General features: G+C 41.2%; 16 protein-coding genes. 14 read left to right on the forward strand and 2 right to left on the reverse strand.

Annotation, left to right across the window (positions count from 1 at the left end; translation table 11 throughout):
• The first annotated feature begins 103 nt into the window (after positions 1-103).
• The 6 genes from MTN96_RS26275 (at position 104) to MTN96_RS26300 (ending at position 5,260) form a co-directional block, all read left to right on the forward strand.
• Complete coding sequence (locus MTN96_RS26275; protein WP_248533209.1) at positions 104-508, forward strand: DUF1761 domain-containing protein; 405 nt, start codon at positions 104-106, stop codon at positions 506-508.
• Between the two features lie 52 nt (positions 509-560).
• Positions 561-929 carry a response regulator gene (locus tag MTN96_RS26280; protein ID WP_024031358.1) on the forward strand — a complete coding sequence of 123 codons (369 nt, stop codon included), beginning with the start codon at positions 561-563 and terminating at the stop codon, positions 927-929.
• 157 nt (positions 930-1,086) lie between these two features.
• On the forward strand, positions 1,087-1,338 hold the full coding sequence (locus MTN96_RS26285) for a hypothetical protein (protein ID WP_248533211.1): 252 nt from the start codon (positions 1,087-1,089) through the stop codon (positions 1,336-1,338).
• Positions 1,339-1,524: 186 nt separating this feature from the next.
• On the forward strand, positions 1,525-1,791 hold the full coding sequence (locus tag MTN96_RS26290) for a hypothetical protein (RefSeq protein WP_004588716.1): 267 nt from the start codon (positions 1,525-1,527) through the stop codon (positions 1,789-1,791).
• A gap of 171 nt (positions 1,792-1,962) precedes the next feature.
• The gene (locus MTN96_RS26295; protein ID WP_248533213.1) at positions 1,963-3,687 is read left to right on the forward strand and encodes an ATP-binding protein; all 1,725 of its coding nucleotides are present in this window, start codon (positions 1,963-1,965) and stop codon (positions 3,685-3,687) included.
• Between the two features lie 154 nt (positions 3,688-3,841).
• On the forward strand, positions 3,842-5,260 hold the full coding sequence (locus MTN96_RS26300) for a coniferyl aldehyde dehydrogenase (protein WP_248533215.1): 1,419 nt from the start codon (positions 3,842-3,844) through the stop codon (positions 5,258-5,260).
• Between the two features lie 71 nt (positions 5,261-5,331).
• Here the strand turns inward: MTN96_RS26300 and MTN96_RS26305 are convergent, their stop codons facing one another.
• Positions 5,332-6,057 carry a tetratricopeptide repeat protein gene (locus MTN96_RS26305; protein WP_024032214.1) on the reverse strand — a complete coding sequence of 242 codons (726 nt, stop codon included), beginning with the start codon at positions 6,055-6,057 and terminating at the stop codon, positions 5,332-5,334.
• A gap of 597 nt (positions 6,058-6,654) precedes the next feature.
• Between MTN96_RS26305 and MTN96_RS26310 the strand changes: the two genes are divergently transcribed.
• The 7 genes from MTN96_RS26310 (at position 6,655) to MTN96_RS26340 (ending at position 14,785) form a co-directional block, all read left to right on the forward strand.
• Positions 6,655-7,515 (forward strand): DUF6279 family lipoprotein, encoded by an 861-nt coding sequence (locus tag MTN96_RS26310; protein WP_138579079.1) that lies wholly within the window; start codon positions 6,655-6,657, stop codon positions 7,513-7,515.
• Between the two features lie 417 nt (positions 7,516-7,932).
• A complete protein-coding gene (locus MTN96_RS26315; protein WP_138579077.1) occupies positions 7,933-8,952 on the forward strand; it encodes an XdhC family protein in 1,020 nt (339 codons plus the stop codon).
• A 1-nt stretch (position 8,953) separates the two neighbouring features.
• The gene (locus tag MTN96_RS26320; protein ID WP_248533217.1) at positions 8,954-9,562 is read left to right on the forward strand and encodes a nucleotidyltransferase family protein; all 609 of its coding nucleotides are present in this window, start codon (positions 8,954-8,956) and stop codon (positions 9,560-9,562) included.
• A 194-nt stretch (positions 9,563-9,756) separates the two neighbouring features.
• Positions 9,757-10,245, forward strand: a complete 489-nt coding sequence (locus tag MTN96_RS26325; protein ID WP_029771953.1) for a (2Fe-2S)-binding protein — start codon at positions 9,757-9,759, stop codon at positions 10,243-10,245.
• 12 nt (positions 10,246-10,257) lie between these two features.
• On the forward strand, positions 10,258-12,549 hold the full coding sequence (locus tag MTN96_RS26330) for a xanthine dehydrogenase family protein molybdopterin-binding subunit (RefSeq protein WP_248533219.1): 2,292 nt from the start codon (positions 10,258-10,260) through the stop codon (positions 12,547-12,549).
• Positions 12,550-12,632: 83 nt separating this feature from the next.
• On the forward strand, positions 12,633-13,604 hold the full coding sequence (gene moaA, locus MTN96_RS26335) for a GTP 3',8-cyclase MoaA (RefSeq protein WP_138611288.1): 972 nt from the start codon (positions 12,633-12,635) through the stop codon (positions 13,602-13,604).
• A gap of 143 nt (positions 13,605-13,747) precedes the next feature.
• Positions 13,748-14,785 (forward strand): GGDEF domain-containing protein, encoded by a 1,038-nt coding sequence (locus tag MTN96_RS26340; protein WP_248450338.1) that lies wholly within the window; start codon positions 13,748-13,750, stop codon positions 14,783-14,785.
• A gap of 8 nt (positions 14,786-14,793) precedes the next feature.
• On the opposite strand, the gene MTN96_RS26345 is transcribed toward MTN96_RS26340, so the two are convergent.
• On the reverse strand, positions 14,794-15,732 hold the full coding sequence (locus MTN96_RS26345; RefSeq protein ID WP_004588705.1) for a LysR family transcriptional regulator: 939 nt from the start codon (positions 15,730-15,732) through the stop codon (positions 14,794-14,796).
• Positions 15,733-15,851: 119 nt separating this feature from the next.
• Here MTN96_RS26345 and MTN96_RS26350 point away from each other — a divergent pair, with 119 nt between their 5' ends.
• Positions 15,852-17,018 (forward strand): efflux RND transporter periplasmic adaptor subunit, encoded by a 1,167-nt coding sequence (locus tag MTN96_RS26350; protein WP_248533221.1) that lies wholly within the window; start codon positions 15,852-15,854, stop codon positions 17,016-17,018.
• The last annotated feature ends 7 nt before the right edge of the window (positions 17,019-17,025 follow it).

A 17,025-nucleotide genomic window follows, 5' to 3' on the forward strand; every position in this document is an offset into this window, starting at 1 on the left:
AACGCGCCCTATACCATATATTTTAAAGGCGATAATTTGCTGCTTAGGGTATTTTTAACTACAGTCAAAATACCCTTGTACACTATGCATTATGGCAGTATGTATGAATTTTACTGATGTTAATTTTTTTGCCGTGCTTGTGGCGGCGCTTTCCTCTTTTATGCTTGGCGGTATTTGGTATTCAAACGCTTTTTTTAAAAATGCTTGGTTAGAGTGTACAGGCCTTACGGAGCTTGATTTACAAACAGCAAAACCGGCGTTAATTTTTGGCGGCAGTATGGTACTTGCACTTTTGTCGGCAGTGGTGCTTTCATTATTTTTAGGTAAAGAAGCCGGAATGGGAGAGGGCGCCTTTACAGGTTTTGCCATCGGTTTGTTTTGGGTAGGTAGCTCGCTGGGGCTCAGTTACATTTATGAGCAGCGGCCAATCAAGTTATTTTTAATTAATGCAGGGTATTACACATTACAGTTTACATTAATGGGTTTTATTATAGGTGTATGGCCCTAAGTACGCTAAATAAGGCGCCACCTTTAAGCGCTAAAATACAATAAAGATAATTATGAAAATATTAGTCGTTGATGATATGCCACTTATGCGCCACGTATTAATTAATATGTTAAGGCAGCTTGATTACAAAAATGTTGTGGAGGCAACTGACGGCCAACAGGCGTTAAAAATACTGCGTCAGCAAAAGTTTGATTTAGTAATAACCGACCTACACATGCCTAAAGTAGACGGTGTAAACTTGCTTGATAATATACGCCACGACCAAGCCTTAGTCGATTTACCTGTTATTATGGTCACGTGCGAAGATAACGCTGATACAGTAAAACAAGTTATCAAAGCAAAAGTGTCGGGGTTTATTATTAAACCATTTAATATGAATGTGTTATCAGCGCAATTAAACCGTTTGTTTTTTAGAGATTAGCGAAACGCTTTTATGGTGTTTTATATCGTACCTATTATTTAATCCCCTGCGTTTTTCTCCACCGCTTATTAGGCAGTTTGCCTAGCTTCTGTAACGTTTTTATTTATTAACTGCTAAAATGCCTGCTTTGTATCTACGTAGGTATGTTAAGGAGTGTATGGCTAAGCCAAATAAAAAAGGGCCGACTAAAACAGTCGATATTTTTTGCTCTGCTTGCAAAGGGGCGCTGTTTAAATATAGAAAAGGTGGCAAAGGCGCTTTAGTAAAGTGTTTTATAGAGCGAATAACCCAAGATTACACAACTACACCGTGTATTTGCCCCCAATGCGAGCGCCCATTTGCGCGCCCAGCAATCATACGCGGTACGCCAGCTTATAAAATAATTGGCGGTAAGGTTACCTTTAAATAACCCAATACGTTTAAAAATGTAATAACTAGAAAAACTTAGATTTGCTGCTTAGTAAGGCGGACAATTGACCTTGTACCAATAAACAAGCCTGATATACTCGCCCGGTTTTGCTGTTTCAATGATTGAAAAACACCCTCCCCAAGGATAGGGCCAGTTAGTTGGGTTTTTTAAGCAAAGGATAAACGTGTGATAGCACTGTTATTTGATATTGTAGGTATGGCGGGTACTTTCTTAGTTGTTGGTGCATTCTTTTTATTACAACTTAATAAAGCATCCCCAACGGGGTTATTGTACAACATAATGAATTTAACAGGGGCAATTTTGCTGTTAATCAGTTTGTGTTACAACTTTAACCTTGCAAGCTTTGTAATTGAGATTTTCTGGATTGCAGCTTCACTGATCGGCTTATACAAGTACGCTAAAAATAAGCCTCAATTAGCCACTAACTCGTAATTTTAGTACCGCTAATGATGTTTACTGTTGCGAGTCAGTACAGACTTGCAGCAGTTTATAAATAAATTAAGATTTATTGTATTTGTTAACACAAAGTTTCTGTTGTTAGCGCCCATAACCCGTTAAACTAGCGCCCTTAAATTTTATAGCTATTTTGTTGTGAGCTAGGGCATGTTCTCCTTTTCTAAAAAACTTCTTTTATCTTTTGTTGTACTGATAGTGCTATTGTCGGTCGTGTTTTGCTATGGCCGAACTCATTATTATAATCAGGCCGAGCAAAAAGCAGCCCAGCAAGCAACTCAGTTAAAGCATTATATTGATGCTGAGCTTGCGCGTTTTTCAAAAATTCCTCAGCTTCTTACCTATAACAATGAGGTTATTGATTTTTTAGGTGCGGCGCAAAATAACGAAAAAAAGATTAATAACTACTTAGCTGATATACAACAAGCCAGTGGTGCCTCAGATATTTATATTCTTGATGAACAAGGCGCTGTGATTGCAAGCAGTAACTGGCAGGCCGATCATAACTTTTTAGGCAGCGATCTGTCGTTTAGACCGTATTTTAAGCGCGCATTTGCAGGGGAGAAAGTAGCGTATTTTGCCGTAGGTATGCGTACAAAAGAGCGTGGCATCTATTTTTCACAAGCCATTTATAACAATAATCAAGCGGTAGGGGTTGTTGTTTTAAAAGTTAATGTGAACAAATTTGAAAGTGACCGTGAGCTTTTAAATACCGCCAAGGGCAGCCACTTTTATGTGCAGCTAGAAGATAGCGTGATTGCTATTTCAGATATGGAAAATTGGCGCCTGAATACGTTTTCTACGCTTGATATTACTCATCGGCGAGACATCGCTCAGCGTCGAGCGTATTTAGATTATCAACCTAAGCTGATTGCCCATTCAAATTACACATCACAAAGGTTACAGTTTAGCACAATTGATGAGCATAATTATTTATCGGTAGAGCAAAAATTACGCTTTTTGAACGCATCGGTTACCGTATTAGTAAATGTTTCTAATGCTAATATTGCCCAATTACCGGCGTTATTTGGCTTTGTGGTAATTTATGCGCTTATTATTGCCCTAGGGTATGTTGTTTTAAGGCGCTTTGTTGGCGTTAAAAAGCTGGTTTATTCCCATCACAGTGTCAGTCAGGAAATTAGTGCACGTACTAATGCTTTTAAAGCACAGCAAGATGCGCTTGTACAATCAACTAAGCTTGCAACAATTGGCCAACTTAGCATGGGCTTTAACCACGAAATTAACCACCCGCTTAATACCATTAATACTTACTTAGCCAGTGCTAAACGCTTGCTAGCTAAAGGAAAGTTTGAAGCCCTAAACGAAAATTTACAGTTTATTGAATCCTTAGTAGCAAGAGTGCATAAGATAGTTGCACAGCTAAATTATTTTTCTGATTCTGCAAAAACGATTATTAGTGAAGTACCATTAAGTGAATCAGTAGCCAAGGCACTTGAGATTAATAAAAACCAGCTAAAGCAAGACAATATAAGTGTTTTACCGCCTAAAATTGACAGCCAATTAAACGTGTTAGCAGATAAAGCGGCCCTTGAAGAAGTGTTAGTTAACTTAATATCGAATGCCAGCCAAGCAATGCAGGGGTGTATTACTCGCGAGCTGAGTATTAGTGCCAATAATCTAAATAATAATGTGCAACTGTGTATTGAAGATACCGGTCCGGGTATAGAAGTGCACGATATAGAGACTATTTTTGAGCCTTTTTACAGTACTAAATCGGTTGATGGGCTAGGGCTTGGGTTGTGTATTTCTAAGCAAATTATTAGCGCGCTTAATGGCACGCTAAGCGCACAGAACCGCGAGCAAGGCGGCGCTAAATTTATTATTACGCTGCCTTGTGAGCCGCTAACGAGCTAAATAAAAGTAATTTAAGGGCTAAATTATTGAGCGAGTAGTGGTTAATTGTGGCTATTTGTTCCTACAAAAACGGTAATTTTTAGATAGTTAGTGTTATTGCTCGAAAATCAGAACGGCGTTATAGTCGTAGCAAAATGATACACGAGTAGCACCTTTGGATACTGATAGCATACACACACCGTCACTCAGCGATACGTTTAATGAGCTGCAAAATAGCTTTTTAGCCCAGTCGTACCTCCCGATAGATAAGCGTATCGTATTATTAAAAACGCTGCACAAACGCATTGTTAGCAATGAACAAGCGTTTATCGATGCAGCATCAAAAGACTTTGGCTACAGAACCGCGTTCGATACGTTACTTGGCGATATTCTGCCTACGGTTCAGGGCTTAGCGCACATTATTAAAAAATTGCCAAAATGGGCAAAACCCAGTAAGCGCTCTACTAGCTTAAGTTTGTGGCCATCAAAAGTGAGTGTGACTTACCAGCCACTTGGTGTAGTTGGTGTGATTGCACCATGGAATTACCCCATACAATTGGCATTAGTGCCTGTTATTACCGCCATTGCTGCGGGTAATAGAGTTATGCTTAAGCTCAGCGAATTTACCCCGCATACTAATGCAGTCATCGAAAAAATATTTGCAGACGAGCTACAAGCGCACTGTAAAGTGGTGTTAGGGGCAAGCGATGTAGCGAGTGAGTTTTCTGCACTGCCATTTGCACATCTGCTGTTTACTGGCTCAACGTCAGTGGGCAAGCTGGTTATGAAAGCGGCCAGCGAAAATTTAACTCCTGTTACCTTAGAGCTTGGTGGTAAGTCGCCGGTGATCATTACTGAGCAAGCTAATATTAAAAAAGCAGCGCAAACATTATTGTTTGGTAAAATGGCTAATGCGGGGCAAATTTGTGTAGCCCCAGATTATGTATTTGTGCCTAAGGCCCTTGAGCATCAGCTGGTGCAGCAATTGTGCGAGCTTTATAAAAAGCACTTTAAAGACGGGGTTGAAGGCAAAAACTTAACGTCAATTATTAGCGATGCGCATTACACTCGTTTAGAAGGGTATTTAACACAAGCACAGCAGTTAGGTGCGCAAGTAATTAAGCCGCTAGATCAAAACCAGCAAGACAAACAAAAGCATAGAATGGGTTTGCATATTGTTACCGCGCCTAGTGATGATATGACGTTAATGCAAGATGAGTTATTTGGCCCCATTTTGCCTATTAAAACCTACGAAAAGCTCGATGAGGCAATTAGCTACATAAAAGCGCATAATCACCCTTTAGCGCTATATATTTTAGGCCAAGATAAGCACGCTCAAGATTACATAATGGAGCAAACATTAAGTGGTACAGTTGCTGTAAACGATGCCTTAGTGCAGGTGACAGCAGACGATGTTCCATTTGGTGGCGTTGGGCATTCTGGAATGGGGCATTATCATGGTAAAGAAGGGTTTTTAACCTTTAGTCATGCAAAAAACACCTTGGTGTCTAGCTCGTTTAACCCGCGTACCGCGCTTTTACTCAAACAGAGCAACCTTATTATTAAGCTGCTTAAATTTTTATATATTAAGTAAATGGGTATAAAAAAGGGCTAATGCGAGATGCATTTGCCCTTGTGAAACGCTCAGGTTTAGCTAGGCGCAAATTAAAATAAGCGACCTTCACCGGCGTACGTGCCTGCGAGTATTTTTTCGTAGATTTTGTCGGCTTTTTCTTTTGCTTCTTCTATTTCTTTGGGTAGCATTTTACGCTCATCTAGCTTACGGCTATGGCTTGCTTGCATGTTGCCGTTGTATTCTGCAATGGTGTTCCACACATACGACTTCTCTAAGTCTTTTGGCATGCCTAGGCCTTCAAAATACATAAGCGCCAGATTAAATTGCGCCAGTGAGTAGTTATTAGCAGCGGCTTTTTCGTACCATGTTCTGGCTTGTTTATAATCGCGCGTTACGCCCTCGCCATTTGCATACATAACACCTAAATTAAATTGTGCGGCGGGGAGGTTTTTTTTCGCTGCTTTTTCAAATAACGTAACCGCCATTTGCTTATCAAGCTTTACGCCTTTGCCTTCATCGTATAAAACCGCTAGCGCAAACATTGAGTCAGCGTGATTTTTTTTAACGCCTTCTTTATAAAGCTCTGCCGCCTTAAAGTAGTCGCGTGTAACACCATAGCCGCCCTCGTAAAGTTTACCTAGTTCGTAAATACCAGGGGCAAAGCCTTTATCAGCTAAATATTCAAATTCTTTTAGTGCCGTCGCAAACTCGCCTTCGTTGGCAGCTCTTATACCGTCTTCAAGAGTTGCATGTGCAAATGGGCTTGAAAGCAAAACGCCAGTGAGTATTAATGCTTTTAAATTAAACTGTGACATAGCCATGTCTCCAATAGGTAATAGTTGCAATGTGTATGTATAAAAACCTGTTTTATTGCAACACTTTGTACTTACTATTTAATAGCCACGTATAAAATGGTGCAAGTGCTTGGGGTTAAGTGAAATACTAACGCTTTGGTGATTATATGCTCGTTTAACACTTAGCCAAGCTGTTGTGGTAATTATAGCTTAAATAAGCAATTATATTGCTAATAATGCGTTGTTTATAAGCGTAAGATACAGATATTACAGAAAATTTAAAGCAGTAAAAAAGCGCAAGCCAAGGCCTGCGCTTTTAATGTCATATTAACCGTCACTAATATGAGCAATGTAGCAAGTAGAGATGAACTTTTATGCTATTACTTGGGTCGAGTAAATAATAGCCATTAAGCAGTCACGCGCTTAAAACAAAATGTCAGCATCCATGCTGTATTTCTTCCTTGGGCACTGAGGTCGTTACACTTTGTTTATGCGATTAATTATTATTTAGATTTGACGGCGTGTCAACAGTAAATAATAATTATTATCAATTAAAGTAAATTAACATCTTTGCGTATTTATGTGAGAGTTTGAGAGAAAGCGTTAGTTGAGGATTTCATGTTTAAAATAAAAAATATAAAAGTTTCGCGCGTAGCCATTGCGCTCAGTCTGCTATTTTTGTGTAGTTGTTCGGCTTCGTTTACTTATAATAACTTAACGTGGCTTTCATCGTTTTGGGTAGATGACTACATTGACCTAAATAAGCAGCAAAACAAGCAACTCAAAAGTATTATTAACACAACCCAGCAGTGGCACCGCACCACGCAATTACCCGCCTACAAGCAAGATATCCTAAATTTAAAAGGGTTATTTAATCAGCAGTTAGACTATCAGCAACTAAAGTCGCAAGTGGTATTGGCCAGAGCTCATTTTCAAAACATTCTTGAACACGCGCATATACCGCTCGCGCAGTTAGGGCTTACGCTTTCTTATGCGCAGCGCGAAGAGCTTATTGCTAATATCCAAACGCAAATTAACGAAGAATACGAAGAGTTTACTGAATTAACAGCGCAGGAGCGCAAAAGCGAACGCCTAGAAAGGCAGCTTGATTACTACAAACAATGGCTAGGAAAGTTAACCCCTGTGCAAACGCAGCTTATTACCCAAGCTAACAATGCTCATTATGACTCTTCATTGCTTTGGCATCAGTACAAGCAAACGCGTTTAAATGCAGCGCAGCAAGTACTTTTAAATAAAGCGCTCAGTGAGGCTGAATTTGTAAAACAATTAAGCTATGTAATTACACAGCGAGAAGCGTATATGAGCGAAGAGCTATTAGCCAGTAATGATGCAAACTTAGCGCTCTATGTAAACCTACTTATTGAACTAAATACCACATTGAGTGAGCAGCAACGCGAGAGTGTAAATGATGAGTTTGATGAGCTAATTAATACGCTCACCGATTTAATTGAAGATTAATGCTTATTTAAGCCAAGGCTCACATTAGCCAAAAAGCTAACGTATTGTTTGCTAATTAAGCATGTGTAACTTTTTATAAATTTTACGCTTATTAAGGAAGTTAGCGCGAGGCGTACTGCGGTGGATGAATTTACAACAGGGCGTTTGGTTTTTAGTCAGGGCAAAGCCTTTGAAGGCGATTTAATTGCACCTAGAGTGAAAAATTTCAATCCACACAGGTCACCTCGCCCTCGATAAATGCTAAGATAATATTTCATATTTAATAACGTCCTATCTGATCGATTTTAAAATATATCACGTACGCTTCTTGCTTATTTTTTGCTTGATTATCCTCGTTATATCTAACAAATGAAGCAAAGCGACACCTTGGTGATAATTAAAACGCGCGCATATTAAGGTTTGTAATGGCTGCAGTTTATGGTTACTGATTTAAAAGGAATGCTCAATACGTGGTATCCGCTTCGTGATGAACAACAATGGGTGCTAGCAACCTTGTACCAAATTGAAGGGTCTAGCTATCGAAAATTGGGCGCGATGATGCTTATTTCGAGCCTTGGCCAGCGCTTAGGCATGCTTTCGGGTGGCTGTTTAGAGGCTGATATTCAGCGCCACGCCAAACAGGTTATGACCTCATTACATTCTAAAACTATTACCTACGATGCAACCGATGAAGACGACTTAACATTTCAGCTAGGAATTGGCTGTGGTGGTGTGGTGCATATTATTTTGCAAAGCGTTAATAGTGAAAACGAATACTTACAACTAGATAGCATGTTTAATGCGCTTAAAAATAAGCAATCCGGGCACTACACACAGCAAATTAAACCTTTGGTGGCAAAGGGGTCTGGCGTTTTTAAAACTGTGGCGCAGCAGCACAACTTATCTTTAAACCGCAAAGCAGCGCTTTTAGAGCAAGATAAAGTCCAACGTTTAGAAGTGGCTATCTACCCCAGCGCACATTTATTAATTGTTGGCGGTGGCGCTGATGCGATACCGGTATACGCGTTTGCTAAACAACTCGGGTGGATGGTAAGTGTATGGGATAGCCGAGCTGCAAATGCTAAAAGAGACTACTTTAAGCAGGCCGATAATATTTTGCGTTGCCCAGCTGCGCAGCTTAAACAATTTTGCGAACAGCACAAAGTGGATGCCGCTGTTTTAATGGCCCACAGTGTAGAGCTTGACTCACAGGCGTTAGCCGCACTTGAGCAAAGCCAACTAAAGTACATGGGATTACTGGGGCCTGCACATCGCCGAGCGCAAGTGTTTGAACATGCAAATACAACGGTAAATAAGGTAGTAGCGCCTGTATTTGGTCCTGTTGGGCTTAATTTGGGAGGCGACTCGCCAGAGAGCATAGCTTTGTCGCTCATTAGCGAAATTCATGCGGTATTTGCTAATAAAGATGCTACATCGTTAAGTAATTGGGGCAACTAAGGTGCGCGTAGCAAAGGTTATTTTGGCCGCTGGGCAATCGTCGCGCTTTAACGGCTGTAAGCTTATAGCCGATGTAGGTAATAAACCAATGATTTGCCGCGCCGTAGATACCTTACAAGGTGATGACACATTACCCATATACGTTATTAGCGGTGCTTGGCATACGCAAATTGAACACGCGTTACGTGGCTATAAAAATGTTGAAATACTGCATAATCCACACTGGCAAATAGGCTTAGGAAAATCCATTGCGCTGGCAACACACACTATAAGTAAGGCGCACTCATTAGAGGGGATTTTATTTATGCTGGCGGATCAGGTTGAGCTTAGTGCGGCACACATAAATACTTTAATTACTCATTTTAACAACAACCCGTCGCGCTGGTGCGCTGATTATGGCGAGCGCCTTGGCGTACCTGCTGTATTTCCTGCCTGTGATTTTAAAACACTCGCAGCGCTAAATTGCGATAAAGGCGCTCAACATTTACTGCGCGATACACAGGTTGACGTTAATACCATTTTACTTAAGCAGGCAAGCACAGATATCGACACTCAACAGCAATTAAAGCAGTTTATTAATAATAACAACAACCTAACTGTAAGCGAATAAACTAAAAAATATAGCCTAAACTTTAGGTTAAACGTTCAAAACGAGATTAAATTTTTAACAGTTATGCCAGCGCGCATTTAAAATGTGCGCTGCAATGCAAAGCGTAATAGTTTCAACGTACGGTGGTATAAAAAGTAACGTGTATGGGTCATGCGTTACTTTAATTTTATTTAGGCTTAATCAAGGGGCAAGCTATGGTGACGTTTACAGTTAATGGCAAAGAGGTTAAATCGCAAGCAAGTGCAGATACACCTTTGCTGTGGGTTATTCGCGATGAAATAGGGTTAAAAGGAACTAAGTTTGGTTGTGGTATTGCTATGTGCGGTGCATGCACGGTGCACCTAGACGGACAAGCAACCCGCTCGTGTGTATTACCCGTGGGCGCAGTGGCAGGAAAAAACATTACGACCATTGAAGGGCTTAACAACGCGCATCCGCTGCAAAAAGCGTGGGTCGATGAGCAAGTACCTCAGTGTGGTTACTGTCAATCGGGGCAAATTATGCAAGCTGCTACGCTATTAGCAGACAATCCAAATCCAACAGATCAAGAAATAGTAAATCATATGAATGGCAACTACTGCCGCTGTATGGCGTACAAGCGTATTAAATCGGCTATACAACGTGCAGCTGATGAATCGCAAAGTGCAGTACAAATGTTTAACCCCAAAGAGCTAGACGTGTAACTGGAGCCGACAATGAAAAAACTATTTCAAAAAAATACCGAAACCGTAGATTTAAACCGTCGCTCTTTTATGATTAGTACAGCAACTGCTGGCCTGGTTATGGCATTTGCTCCGGCTTTATTTTCAGGTGAACTTAGCGCCAAAGAGTCGATTGCACAACAATCGTTTTCACCGACAATTTGGTGGACTATGAACCAGCAAGGTGAAGTAGTCGTTAGTATTGCCAAAGCTGAAATGGGCCAACACGTAGGCACCGCCTTAGCGCGTATTGTGGCAGATGAGCTTGAGTGCGACTGGGATAAAGTATCAATCACGTATGTAGATACGCACGAAAAGTGGGGCTACATGGTTACAGGTGGCTCGTGGTCGGTTTTTCAAAGCTTTAAGCCGCTTTCACAAGCTGGCGCTGCGGGGCGTATAGCCCTTATAGACGCTGGAGCTAGTATGCTGGGGGTTAAGCCTGAGCAGTGCCACGCAAGTAAAGGGCGCATAATTGCAGGCGATCAATCGATCAGTTATGCCGATATTGTTAAAAATGGTGAGTTTAACCGTACCTTTAGCAGTGAAGAAGTTGCAAAACTGCCGTTAAAGCCTGCCAATAAACGCCATTTAACGGGTTTAAAACAAGACTTTAAAGCGCTTGATATTCCGGCAAAAACAAATGGTACTGCCGTATACGGTATAGATGTAGAGCTTGAAGGCATGGTGTATGTGCGCCCTGTGATCCCACCAACACGCTATGGTAGTGAAGTGACACAGGTGGACGATAGCGCTGCAAAAGCAATAAAAGGCTATAAAGGGTTTGAGATTTTAAACGACCCGAGTAATACCGTACAAGGCTGGGTGGTGGTTTTAGCTGACAATTACCCCAGTGCTATTAAAGCGGTAGATGCGCTAAAAGTAACCTATAAAAAAGGGCAAACAGCTAATGTTACAGAGGCCGATATTCAATCCCTCGGCGAAAAATTATGTAACGATAGCAACGCTGGCACCTTATTTGTTAATGAAGGTGATACCGCTAAAATGCAGGCAGAGGCAACGCAGTCGCTTGAGTCACTGTACACCACAGCAACAGCAAGCCATTATCAATTAGAGCCGCTTAACGCGGTGGCAGAGTTTAAACAAGACAAGTGGATTATCCATACCGGTAATCAGTGGCAGTCTTTAACATTACCTGCGTTGGCCAAGGCGTTAGAGGTTGAACAAAATAACGTTATTATTCGCCCTTATTATTTAGGCGGTGGATTTGGGCGTCGCTTGTTTGGTGATTGGACTGTGCCTGCAGCATTAACAGCGAAAGCGATTGGTAAACCCGTAAAACTGGTATTTACGCGCGCAGACGATAGCTTATTTGATCAATCACGCTCAGCCTCTACAGCTAAATTAACAGCTTCGTTTAATGAAAATGGCGAGCTCAGTGCAATGGAGCATGCTTTTGCAGCAGGTTGGCCAACAAAAGCAATGGCACCTGGCTTTTTATCACCAGGGGTTGATGGCAAAGGTAAGTTTGATGCATTTTCAGCCTCTGGAGCCGATCACTGGTACAGCATGGATAACCACCGTGCCCGCGCAATTAATAACGAATTAGCGCAAAGCACATTTACCCCAGGTTGGCTTCGCTCGGTAGGCCCTGGCTGGATAACATGGAGCCTAGAGTCTTTTATCGACGAAATAGCGCACAAACAAGGGATTGATCCGGTTGAGTTTCGTTTATCAATGCTCGATGGCAAAGGTAAACAAGCAGGTAAAGCCCCTGAAAGCGTGGGCGGAGCGCTGCGCTTAAATGCGGTACTTAAAAAAGTGTCAGCGAAGGTCGCAAATGTTAAGCTGGGTGAAAATGAAGGCATTGGTTTTTCAGTAAGTTCAGGCCAAGAGCGTAATATGCCAGCGTGGATTGCCACAGCAGCCCATGTGCACGTAAATAAAAGCGATGGCAAAATTACGCTTAAAAAGCTTTACGCCGTGGTAGATGCAGGTTTAATTGTTCACCCAGATGGTGCACTAGCCCAGCTTGAAGGTTCGTTACTTTGGGGCACAAGCCTTGCGTTACATGAATCAAATAATTACCAAAACGGACAAGTAGCAGCCACTAACTTTAACACTTACTTGCCACTTAGAATGCAAGATGTGCCTGATATGGACATAGAGTTTGTACAAAGTGATGAGTTTCCAATGGGCTTAGGTGAGCCAGGCGTAATTGGCGTTGCGCCAGCTATTGGAAATGCGGTATTTAATGCAGTCGGTGTACGGTTACGTAATTTACCCATGAAACCCAATGAGCTTAAAGCAGGTCTTTCGGCCTAGTTAAGTGCTAACAAAGCGCGTAGGGCACAGGCTTTACGCGCTTTGAACTTAGCGATGAATTATTAAATGTTAAAGGCTTTTTTATGCTAGTCGACCCAGCAGGGCGAAAATTTAGTTATCTACGTTTATCTATTACTGATGTATGTAATTTTAAGTGTGTGTATTGCTTACCGGATGGTTATCAATGCGATCACGACCGAGACTTTCTTTCACTTAACGAAATTAGCAATACAGTAAACGCCTTTGCTTATCATGGCATATCAAAGTTACGCATTACTGGCGGTGAGCCAACCCTCAGAAAAGATTTTATAGATGTAATTCGTGCGGCAAAAGACACCCAAGGTATTACCAAAATAGCCGCCACTACAAATGGTTACTCAATGCATAAACATGTTAAAGATTGGGCACACGCAGGGCTCAACGCAATAAATGTTAGCATCGACAGCTTAGACCCACGTATGTTTAATACCATTACCGGCAATGATAAGTTTGCCACGGTTATGCAAGGCATAGACACTGCCCTAGAGAGCGGCTTAGATTCAGTAAAAATAAACAGCGTACTCATGAAACAGTACAATGGTCGTGCCCTTGAACCTTTTTTAGCGTATTTAAAGCACAGACCCGTAACGATGCGTTTTATTGAGCTAATGCAAACAAACGACAATAAAGCATTTTTTGATGCTAACCATATATCGGGGCAATCCATTAAAGAGCAGTTGCTTCGGGCTGGTTGGCAGCCCATTATACGCGATGTAACGGCGGGGCCTGCGCAAGAGTTTTTCCATCCTGATTATTTAGGCAAAATAGGGTTAATAATGCCTTACAGTAATGACTTTTGTGCTACCTGCAACAGGTTAAGAATTTCATCACTGGGGAAACTGCATTTATGTTTGTTTTCTGAGCAGGGTATATCACTTAGAGAATACATGAGTGATAACACTAATCAGGCATTAATTGATCAGCTAGCGCGTTATATAAAAACAAAAAAACCAACGCACTTATTGCACCAAGGTAACACCGGGGTCACTACAAACTTATCTATGTTAGGTGGCTAAAAGCGTAAAAGTAGTGTAATTCGCTACTGAGTTTACTGTTTTCGCTACACAGTTTAATAAAATAACTGTTTTTACCTATTTAGCTACTTGTTATATTTAATTTTAGGGTTACACTGAATTTTTTATTATTTTAAGTTTTTTGAATGGATATAGCAGCACTTAGTAGTACTAAATCATTAAGAAGAAACGTTCTGAAATGGATGTGCTTGTGTTTTGGTTTTGTCTCATTGTTTTTTGCTGCGTTTAATATTTTCTTAAATAACTTTGCGTTATTAGGCTATTTAGAAATAGCGCTCACTGTATTTTGTGCCTACACCTACCACCGCTTAAACACACACGCACTAGAAGTATGGCAATCTGTTGTTATGTGCATATTTGTCACCTTTGTTATTGTATTAGGTAATTATTTAGCAAAGCCAATAAATGGTTTGTATGTGTGGTCGTTTGCGTTACCTGTGTTGTATTACCTACTGTTAGGTAAGCGCTATGGCATTGTATTATCGGCTTTGTTGTTTGTACTCCAGGGAGCCATATTATTAACCAAAGCATCGCAACTTCCTCTAACAACGCTTAACTTCAGTTTAAATCTTGCCTTTGTTTATATCAGCATTTGGGCCATATCTCATGTATTTGAAGGCAGTCGTGCTTTATCGTCTAAACGGCTGAAAAATCTGGCCTTGTTAGACCCGCTTACCGGGGCTGCAAACCGTTTATCAATGAACCATTACTTTGCAGTAGAGCTTAAAGATAAGTCGCAACTTTATTTGTTTTTACTCGATCTAGACTTTTTTAAACAGGTTAACGACACCCATGGCCACGCAGTAGGTGATAAAGTGCTGATTGAAGTCGCCACTTTATTACGGGTTGTATTGGCAAAAGGGTATGTATTTAGAGTGGGCGGGGAAGAGTTTGCTTTACTACATTCTTTTGCGTCACAAAGTGATGCATTGGCAATGGCCGAAACCATAAGAGAAAAACTCAACAATACGGCATTTGAGATTGATGGACTAAAAATAAATGTAACTGCCAGTATTGGCGTTGTTAAGTATCGCCAAGGCGACACGCTTGAAAAGTTTGTAATTAAAGCAGATAAACAACTGTATAAAGCAAAAGAATATGGCCGCAATAAAGTGTACTTTCAAGCAAATGCCAACCTGATTGAAAAGCCTCAAATAGCCTAAGTACGAGGCTAGTACATTTGCTCAAAATTTGGGATGTTGTTTTCCCAAATTGGTTTGTCTTTACCTAGGTATTCTCTCACTGCATCAAAAAATAAACGTGTTCTTACCGGTAAGTCTCTGTGTGGATACACCGCATACATATGGCTAAACTCTTTTAACTTAACATCCGTTAAAATGGGCACCAATTGACCTTGTGTAATTTCTTTATCGATAATAAATGCTGGCGCAACAAAGTAGGTAGTCCCTGAAATAGCTTTCATTAGCAGTACTTCTGCGTCATTTGCTCTGTACACGCTTTTTATTTTTAGCTCGCACGGCTCACCTTTACTATCGTAGTAATCTATGGTTTCTACGCGCATAGCGTTACTTGCATAACTTGCAGCGGGTAACTGCACCAGCTCTTCTATGGTTTGTGGCATACCATAGGTTTTTATAAATTCAGGGGCGGCTACAATAAGCAGCCTGTTACGAGCAATTTTACGCGCAATTAATGAGGAGTCTTTAGGCTCACCAATTCTAAATGCTAAATCAAACCCTTCAGATACAATATCAACTAGCCTATCGTCTAAACGTAGCTCTACTTCTACTTGTGGAAAACGTTTTTGAAAGTCGTTTAGCACAGGTTGTAAATAACGCCGACCAATTAATGTTGACGAGGTAACCTTTAGCACACCGCGTGGCTCTAAGTGGTAGTTTTCGGCCATACGTACGGTTTCACCAAGTAGCTCCCTTAGCTCTGACGCTTTTTTAATCATTTCTGCGCCCGCCGCCGTTAACGAAAACGAACGGGTGGTGCGGTTTAATAACCTAACGCCTAGCTCGTCCTCTAACCGACTGATTTGCTTTGATATAACAGAGCGGTCTATGTTTCTTATTTCTGCAGCTTTGGCAAAAGAGCCTTGTTCTACCACTTCAAGCAGCATTAAAAGCCGGCTTGTTGTATCCATTATGATCACCCAATAAATGTTATTGATGCCATTTTGGCATTAATGAATTTATAAATCTATGGTTTTTGTCCGCAGGTATAGTCCGTAATATGCACGCTAATCAATAAAGGAGCGTCTACATGAACAAACATTTAATTGCTGCTGCATTAGCTGCGGCAACTCTATCCTTAGCGGGCTGTGCTGATGAGAGCGCGCCTCAAGCTCAGCAACAACAATTGCAGCCTATCGATGTTGCACCTGTACTGGTAAAGCCCGTACAAAGCTGGCACACCTACACTACGCGCTTAGAGTCGCCAGAAGAGGTAGCGTTAATGCCACGTGTGTCAGGTATTATCGATAGCATTGAGTTTAAAGAAGGTGATGTTGTTAAGCAAGGCGATGTGTTGTTTCAACTTGACGAGCGCCCTTTTGCAGCAGTTGTAGCAAGCCTAGAAGCGCAAATACACAGCGCAGAAGCTGCACTTGAACAAGCTAAAAGTGAAGACAAACGAGCAGTGCGCTTATTAGAGCGTAAAGCTATTTCAACAGAACAAGCACAGGCGCGTACCTCAACGCTTCGCCAGCGCGAAGCACAACTTGCAGCGCTGCAAGCACAGCTTACCTCTGCAAAGCTCGATTTAGAATTTACATCAGTAGTTTCGCCGATTGATGGTGTTATCTCACGCGCAAATATTACCAAAGGTAATAACGTATTAGCGGGTCAAAGTGTATTAACGTCAATTGTTTCTAATAAAGCGATGTATGCCTACTTTGATGTTGATGAGCGTACCTGGAATAGCGCCTTTAACGATGTAACCGCGCAAAGCCGCCAAACAGTTGTTATGCAAAAAGTAGGGCAAAAAGAGTTTGCTTACCAAGGCTATATTAATTTTATTGATAACCAAATTAATTCAGCAACGGGTACTTTACGTGTACGTGCGGTATTTGAACAAGATAACAACCAACTACGTGCAGGTTCTTTTGCTCGCGTTAAATTGGCAGCAAACGAAGTGAGCGAAAAAGTAATTATTCCTGAGCGTGCTATTGGCACCGATTTAAAAAATCGCTTTGTGTTAACCGTTGGCGAAAACAACGTGCTTGAATACAAATTAATAGAAGTAGGCGAGCGCTATGGTGCGTTACGTGCGGTTACATCAGGCCTAAATAAAGGCGATGTTATTGCGGTAAATGGCCCTGCACGTGTAGGCCCAGGTATGCCAATTTCGCCAAATACAGTGACAATTGATACAAGCGGCGTGGCTTTTACACTGTCAAACGACAACGCGCAGCTAATGGCTAAGCAATAAGGTTTAT

The organism is Pseudoalteromonas sp. 2CM28B, assembly GCF_023161935.1.

Excerpts from the sequence above, each read along its gene's own strand:
- MTN96_RS26275 (WP_248533209.1), top strand. The coding sequence starts at position 104 with ATGAATTTTACTGATGTTAATTTTTTTGCCGTGCTTGTGGCGGCGCTT.
- MTN96_RS26280 (WP_024031358.1), top strand. The coding sequence starts at position 561 with ATGAAAATATTAGTCGTTGATGATATGCCACTTATGCGCCACGTATTA.
- MTN96_RS26285 (WP_248533211.1), top strand. The coding sequence starts at position 1,087 with ATGGCTAAGCCAAATAAAAAAGGGCCGACTAAAACAGTCGATATTTTT.
- MTN96_RS26295 (WP_248533213.1), top strand. The coding sequence starts at position 1,963 with ATGTTCTCCTTTTCTAAAAAACTTCTTTTATCTTTTGTTGTACTGATA.
- MTN96_RS26305 (WP_024032214.1), bottom strand. The coding sequence starts at position 6,057 with ATGTCACAGTTTAATTTAAAAGCATTAATACTCACTGGCGTTTTGCTT.
- MTN96_RS26310 (WP_138579079.1), top strand. The coding sequence starts at position 6,655 with ATGTTTAAAATAAAAAATATAAAAGTTTCGCGCGTAGCCATTGCGCTC.
- MTN96_RS26315 (WP_138579077.1), top strand. The coding sequence starts at position 7,933 with ATGGTTACTGATTTAAAAGGAATGCTCAATACGTGGTATCCGCTTCGT.
- MTN96_RS26325 (WP_029771953.1), top strand. The coding sequence starts at position 9,757 with ATGGTGACGTTTACAGTTAATGGCAAAGAGGTTAAATCGCAAGCAAGT.
- MTN96_RS26330 (WP_248533219.1), top strand. The coding sequence starts at position 10,258 with ATGAAAAAACTATTTCAAAAAAATACCGAAACCGTAGATTTAAACCGT.
- moaA (WP_138611288.1), top strand. The coding sequence starts at position 12,633 with ATGCTAGTCGACCCAGCAGGGCGAAAATTTAGTTATCTACGTTTATCT.
- MTN96_RS26340 (WP_248450338.1), top strand. The coding sequence starts at position 13,748 with ATGGATATAGCAGCACTTAGTAGTACTAAATCATTAAGAAGAAACGTT.
- MTN96_RS26345 (WP_004588705.1), bottom strand. The coding sequence starts at position 15,732 with ATGGATACAACAAGCCGGCTTTTAATGCTGCTTGAAGTGGTAGAACAA.
- MTN96_RS26350 (WP_248533221.1), top strand. The coding sequence starts at position 15,852 with ATGAACAAACATTTAATTGCTGCTGCATTAGCTGCGGCAACTCTATCC.